The 6,518-nt window shown below is 65.7% G+C and carries 6 protein-coding genes and 1 pseudogene; all 7 read left to right on the forward strand.

Going from position 1 to position 6,518, the window contains the following annotated elements:
* Positions 1-1,230 carry an NAD(P)/FAD-dependent oxidoreductase gene (locus A3CW_RS0120005; RefSeq protein ID WP_028205156.1) on the forward strand — a complete coding sequence of 410 codons (1,230 nt, stop codon included), beginning with the start codon at positions 1-3 and terminating at the stop codon, positions 1,228-1,230.
* Positions 1,231-1,260: 30 nt separating this feature from the next.
* Complete coding sequence (locus A3CW_RS0120010; RefSeq protein WP_028205157.1) at positions 1,261-1,572, forward strand: 2Fe-2S iron-sulfur cluster-binding protein; 312 nt, start codon at positions 1,261-1,263, stop codon at positions 1,570-1,572.
* Between the two features lie 44 nt (positions 1,573-1,616).
* The gene (locus tag A3CW_RS0120015) at positions 1,617-3,278 is read left to right on the forward strand and encodes an AMP-binding protein (RefSeq protein ID WP_028205158.1); all 1,662 of its coding nucleotides are present in this window, start codon (positions 1,617-1,619) and stop codon (positions 3,276-3,278) included.
* Positions 3,279-3,472: 194 nt separating this feature from the next.
* The gene (locus tag A3CW_RS0120020; protein WP_028205159.1) at positions 3,473-3,724 is read left to right on the forward strand and encodes a ferredoxin; all 252 of its coding nucleotides are present in this window, start codon (positions 3,473-3,475) and stop codon (positions 3,722-3,724) included.
* Entirely contained in the window at positions 3,721-4,965 is a 1,245-nt protein-coding gene (locus A3CW_RS0120025; protein ID WP_028205160.1) for an NAD(P)/FAD-dependent oxidoreductase, read from the forward strand. Before A3CW_RS0120020 ends, A3CW_RS0120025 begins: the two co-directional genes overlap by 4 nt.
* Positions 4,962-6,230 (forward strand): CaiB/BaiF CoA transferase family protein, encoded by a 1,269-nt coding sequence (locus A3CW_RS46950; RefSeq protein WP_281175136.1) that lies wholly within the window; start codon positions 4,962-4,964, stop codon positions 6,228-6,230. The genes A3CW_RS0120025 and A3CW_RS46950 overlap by 4 nt, the downstream gene beginning before the upstream one ends.
* Positions 6,231-6,333: 103 nt before the next feature.
* Positions 6,334-6,518: pseudogene (locus A3CW_RS0120035) on the forward strand (electron transfer flavoprotein subunit beta/FixA family protein); the annotation flags it as partial.

Consider the following 6,518-nt stretch of genomic DNA (forward strand, 5'->3'; position numbering starts at 1 on the left):
ATGAGCCGAACTTGCATTATTGTCGGCGCGAGCCATGCGGCAGCGCAGCTCGCGCCCAGCTTGCGCCAGGAAGGATGGGACGGGCGCATCGTGGTGATCGGCGACGAGCCGCACTTGCCCTATCATCGGCCGCCGCTGTCGAAGGGCTACCTGTTGGGCGAGAAGAGCCGCGAGGAACTGCTGATCCGCAGCGCGCAAACCTATGCGCGTTTCGATATTGAGTTTCGGCTCGGCGAGCGCGTCACGTCGATCGACCGCGTGGGCCGAGCCGTCACGCTCGCTTCGGGCGAGTCGCTCGCGTGGCACAAGCTCGCGCTGTGCACCGGCACGCGCGTGCGCACGGTCGAGCTGCCCGGCGGCGGGCTCGCGGGGGTGCACTATCTGCGCGGCATCGCCGACATCGATCGAATCCGTGGCGACGTGTTGCCGGGCAAGCGCGCCGTGATCGTCGGCGGCGGCTATATCGGGCTCGAAACGGCGGCCGTGCTGAATCAGCTCGGCATGCGCGTCAGTGTGCTCGAAATGGCGCCGCGCGTGCTCGCGCGCGTGACCGCGCCGGAGGTGTCGGCGTTCTTCGAGCGGGTGCATCGCGAGGCTGGAGTGGAGATCCATACGGGTGTGGTGGTCGCGCGCTTCGAGGGAAGCGGGCGCGTCGAGCAGGTCGTCTCGCACGATGGGGGCCGCTGGGCTGCGGATCTGGTCGTGATCGGAGTGGGCGTGCTGCCGAACGTAGAGCTCGCCGCGCAAGCGAACCTCGCCATCGACGACGGCATCGTGGTCGACGCCTGTGCGCGTACGAACGACCCCGACATCGTGGCGGCCGGTGATTGCACGCGGCATCCTTCGCCATGGTACGGAGCCGTGCGGCTCGAATCTGTGCCGAACGCGACCGAGCAGGCGAAAAGCGCGGCGGCCGCAGTGTGCGGCAAGTCGAAACCCTACGCGGCGCTCCCCTGGTTCTGGTCGGATCAATATGACATCAAGTTGCAGATCGCCGGGCTCAACCAGGGCTATGACACGGTTGTGTTGCGCGGCGATCGCGAAGCGGGCCACAGCTTCGCGGCGTTCTATCTGAAGCAGGGGCGGCTCGTGGCGGCGGACTGCGTGAACCGTCCTCAGGAGTTCATGGCCAGCAAGCGGCTGATCGCCGGGCAGATTGAGGTGGATGCCGCGCAACTGGCCGACGAAGGGTTCGCGTTGAAGACGCTCGTTGCCAGTGCGTGCGCCTGATCATTTCATTGCATGAGAGAGAGGTGTGTGATGCCGGTTATCAAGTATGTGCAGGCGAACGGCCTGATCGTGGAGGCCGACGTGCCGTTCGGCAGTTCGGTGATGCAAGGCGCGGTCGATCACATGGTCGAAGGCATCGTTGCCGAGTGTGGCGGCGCGTGCAGCTGTGCGACCTGTGCCGTCCATGTGGACGAGGCGTGGGTGAGCCTGGTCGGTGAGGCTTGCGATCTCGAACGAGACATGCTCGAAGGGATCGGCATTCAGGGTGCAAATAGCCGCCTGAGCTGCCAGATCGAGATTACGTCCGAGCTGGACGGCCTCGTTGTGGCGGTGCCCGCCTGAGCAAGCGGCGCACGTCGCCAGACAAATAGCCGCGAGGAGAGACGATGGGCCAGTGGGATGACAAGTTCGAACGTGCGGCGCGCAAATGGGCGAGCTGGACGATGCCCGAGTACGCGCGGACGGACCGCGTAATCGGCCGGATACTGGAGGACAAGGCTCGCCGGCTCCCTTACCGCGAGGTCTTTCAGTTTGGCGAGAACGCGGTGTCGTTCGAGCAGTTGAACGCGTGGAGCAACCGCGTCGCCAATGGCTTTCTTGCCGTGGGCGTGCGGCCCGGCGACAAAGTCGCGCTGATGCTCGCGAACCGGCTCGAATTCATGCTCGCCTGGTTCGGCCTCGCGAAGATCGGCGCCGTTTGCGTCCCGATCAACGTGGCGCTCAAGGGCGACGGTCTCGCGTGGCAAATCGATCAGGCCGATTGCGTGGCGCTCGTGACCGAGCCGGCGTATCTGGGCGCGCTGGAGGCCGTCGCAGAGCATTTGCCGAAACTGCGGCATCTCGTGGTGGTGAGCGAGCGCGCCTTCGACGCCGCGCGTCTGCCTGCGTGGCACGGCGTGCAGGCGTTGCATTTCGGCGCACTGTTCGCGCATGCCGAAAGTGCACCGGGCTTGAGCGTCGACTTCCGGCAACTGTCGACGATCTCGTACACCTCCGGCACGACCGGGCGCTCGAAGGGCGTCATGATCAGCCATCACTACTGGTATGAAATCTGGGCACAGGCGGTCCAGTACGCACGCTACACCGAGGACGACGTGCTCTACACGGGCCTGCCGTTCTTTCATACGAGCGCGCACGGGACGACCGGCCCCGCGATTCTGGCCGGGGCGAAGGCCGTGCTCGTCGAGCGCTTCTCCGCGAGCAGGATGTTCGACGATTGCCGTCGCTGGCAATGCACGTCGGCGAAATTCATCGGCAGCATGCTGGCGATCCTGATGAAGCAGCCGCCTTCGGCGCTCGATGCCGACAACCCGCTCCGGCTGATGGTCGGCGCCGCTGCCCCGCGCCAGATCTGGCAGGCCTTCGAGAACCGCTTTCAGACGCGGCTGCTTGAACTCTACGGCATGACCGAATGCAGCGGCTGCCTTGTGAATCCCTATGAAGACCGCCGTCCGGGATCATGCGGCAAAGCGATCAACGGCTATGAGGTCAAGCTCGTCGACGAGGACGGCAACGACGTGCCGGCCGGCCGCACCGGCGAGGTCGTCGTGAAGCCGCAGCGTCCGTATCTCGGTACCACGGGCTATTACAGCGAGCCGGAAGCGACGCTGGAGTTGTTGCGCGATCGGTGGATACAGACGGGGGATCTCGCGACCCAGGATGCCGATGGGTACTTCTATTACGTCGATCGCAAGAAGCAGGCGCTACGCCGGCGTGGCGAGAACATTTCCTCATTCGAGGTGGAGGCCGTCATCGGCGGCCATCCGGACGTGCTCGAATCGTGCGTGGTCGGCGTGCCTTCTGAGTTGGGCGAGGACGAGGTCAAGGCCGTCGTGGTGCTGCGGCCCGGTGCGGCGATCAGCGCGCGCGAGCTGATCGCGTGGTGCGAGCCGCGTCTCGCCTACTTTGCGATTCCGCGCTACGTCGCCTTTCGCAATGCGTTGCCGAAGACGCCGAGCGAGCGGGTCGAGAAGTATCGGCTACGCGCCGAGGGCGTGACGCCCGATTGCTGGGACCGCGAACGGGCCGGCGTCATGCTCGCTCGCTGAAGCGCAGCGCGCGCTTCGCATCATCGCAATTCGATCTGATGTTCGCGCAAAACAGTATTGGACCGGCTGAGCGTTTGCCGCGAAGCTTGGAGATCAGGGCAGTCACTTCGTGCAGGAACCGGACGTAGTCCTGATCATGTTGTGATGCGCGAGTTTGACATAACCGGATCGCCTGCGGGCAAGGAGAGCAAGACGTGGCAAACGCGAAATTCAGACTCAAGGTGTCCGTCGATCAGGACGTTTGCGTGGGAGCCGGACTCTGCGTGCTATCCACGAGCGAGGTGTTCGATCAGCGCGACGAGGATGGCGTCGTCAGGCTCCTGCAGACGCAGCCGGACGAGGCGCACTACGAGAAGGTGCTCGGTGCGGTGCGCAAATGCCCGTCGAAGGCGATCAAGGTCGAAAAGCTGCCGTGCGGCGTGGATGACGTGGGAGAAGCGCCATGAGCGGCCATCGAGGCTCGATCGTGATCGTCGGAGCTGGGCAGGCCGCGTTGCAGGCGGCCGCTTCGCTGCGCGAGCAGGGTCACGCAGGCCCACTGCGCATGATTGGTGACGAGGAGGGTTTGCCGTATTCGCGGCCGCCTTTGTGCAAGGCATGGCTCGCCGGTAACGGCGATGCTGGCGAGCTTCGCCTCGAAGAAAAGGACTGGTTCGCGGCAATGGACGTTGATCTGCTGGAAGGCGAGCGCGTCGTGTCGATCGATCGGGCAGCGCGCTCGCTCAAGCTCGCTTCGGGTAGGGCGTTCGGTTACGACCATCTGATTCTCGCGACCGGCGCGCGCAATCGTGTGCCGTCGTTCGCCCGCACCCCGCTGGAGGGCGTCGTCTCGCTGCGCACGCTCGCCGATGCCGCGGCACTGAAGGCGCGGCTCGCCGTGGCACGGCGGCTCGTGGTGATCGGCGCGGGGTTTCTCGGCCTCGAAGTCGCGAGCCTGGCGGCCGCGTGCGGCCGCGAGGTGCATGTCGTCGAGTCGCTCGAACGGGCGATGAAGCGCGCGCTATCCAAGACGATGTCGGCCCATGCCACCGCTCATCTCGAACGCTCCGGCGTGCGCTTCACGTTTGACGCGCGGGTTACGCGGCTGCACGGCGCGGCCGGTCGCGTCGAGGCGGTCGAGCTCGCGGACGGCACGCGGTTGCCCTCGGACCTGGTGCTCGTGGCGACGGGCGTCGAGCCGAACTGCGTGCTGGGGCTGGAATGCAAGCTGCCCGTGTTCAATGGCTTCGTCGTCGACGCTCGCTTGCGTACGGCCGACCCGGCTATCTCCGCGATCGGCGACTGCGCCGCGTTTCCCTATGCCTTTGACGGCGGCGACCTGATCCGTCTGGAGTCGGTGCAGAACGCCGTCGATCAGGCGCGACACGTCGCGCGCACGGTGCTCGGCGCACCCGACTGCTATGACACGACGCCAATCTTCTGGAGCGAGCTGGCGGGCGCCCGCCTGCAGATCGCCGGCATCGCGCGGCGCCTCGACGGCAGCGTGGTGCGCCGCGACCCGCTCAGCGGCGGCTTCTCGGTGTTTCGGTATCGGCACGACCGGCTCACGGGCGTCGAATCGTTCAACTGCCCCGCCGACCATATGCTCGCGCGACGCATGCTGCAAAGGCGCGTGAGCCCGACGCGCGAGCAGGCGGCCGATCCCTCGTGCGATCTGAAAGCGCTGCTTGCGGCGCGGATGGCGTGAGCGCGCATCGGGGCGGCGGGCATAGCGAGGCGGCGCCGATACTATCGGGCATTCGTATCCTGGACATGACCTCCGTCATCTTCGGGCCGTATTGCACGGCCACCCTCGCCGAACTGGGTGCCGAGGTCATCAAGCTCGAACCGCCGGGCGGCGACGAGATCCGCCGCCTTGGCCGTCCCGCGCACTCGCGCGGCATGGGCCCGGCGCATATGACACTCAATCGCGGTAAGCGATCGGTCGTCTGGGACCTCAAGACGCCGCGCGGCAAGACCGCATTGTGCCGCCTGCTGCGCCGCTGCGACGTGTTCATTCACAACCTGCGCGGCGATGCGATCGAGCGTCTCGGGCTTGGTTACGACGCGGCACGCGCGATCCGTGCCGATCTCGTCTATGTTCATTGCACGGGCTTCGGCGAAGGCGGCCCTCGGGCGGGCAAGCCCGCCTATGACGACATCGTGCAGGCGGCGTCGGGCGCGGCGTCGCTGCTGCCGCGTGCCGACGGGGACGCCGCGCCGCGCTATTTGCCGATGGCGCTCGCGGACAAGGTTGCGGGCCTGCATGCCGTCTATGCCGTGCTCGGCGCGCTGCTGCATCGCGAACGGACCGGCGCAGGGCAGGCTGTCGAGGTGCCGATGTTCGAAAGCTTCACGCACTTCCTGTTGCAGGAGCATCTCTATGGCCGCGCGTTCGTGCCGCCGAATGCCCCGGCTGGCTATCCGCGTCAGCTCGACGCGTCTCGTCAGCCGATGCGCTGCCGCGACGGTTATCTATCGGTGGCGCCTTATACCGATGAACGCTGGGTGCGCTTCTTCGAGGTCACGGGTCACGCGGCCTTTCTGCGGCGCGAGGGGCTGCGCACGGCGCGCGAGCGTTTTCGGGCGCTCGATCGCATGCAGACGGAAATGGCGCGAATTCTGGCGACGCGAACCGTACGTGAATGGCTCGCGCTCTTCGACACGTTCGATATACCGGCGGCGCCGGCCGTCGATCTCGATAGTGTGTTCGACGACGCGCATCTGAACGCTGTTGGCTTCTTCAGGCGCCGCACGCATCGCACGGAGGGGGACTACCTCGAGATGCGCCTGCCAGTGCGTTTTCATGGCGCGCAGGCTGTTGAAACCACCGGCGCGCCGCTGCTTGGCGAGCACAGTGACGACGTGGCTCGCTGGCTCGCGCGTGCGTGCGCAAATGATCCGCAACTCGATGACAGGAACGGGGGCGCGGAAGCTCGCGAGAACGCACCACGGCGGGGAGTTGAGGACTGAATCGTCCCCGGGGGGATAGCGCTGGCTTGAGACTTGGGTAGCACGAAAAAGGTGTATTTACTTGGTACGGCTTTCTGTAAATCGCAAAAGGGATGAGAGGGTGATGAGGATTCTGGTGCCGATAAAAAGAGTTGTCGATTACAACGTGAAGGTTCGTGTGAAGTCGGATGGCACGGGCGTCGACATCGCCAACGTCAAGATGTCGATGAACCCGTTCGACGAAATCGCCGTGGAAGAAGCGGTGCGTCTGAAGGAAGCGGGCGTGGCGACGGAAGTCATCGCGGTGTC

It is taken from the genome of Paraburkholderia nodosa DSM 21604 (assembly GCF_000519185.1).
GTDB classification, from domain to species: domain Bacteria; phylum Pseudomonadota; class Gammaproteobacteria; order Burkholderiales; family Burkholderiaceae; genus Paraburkholderia; species Paraburkholderia nodosa.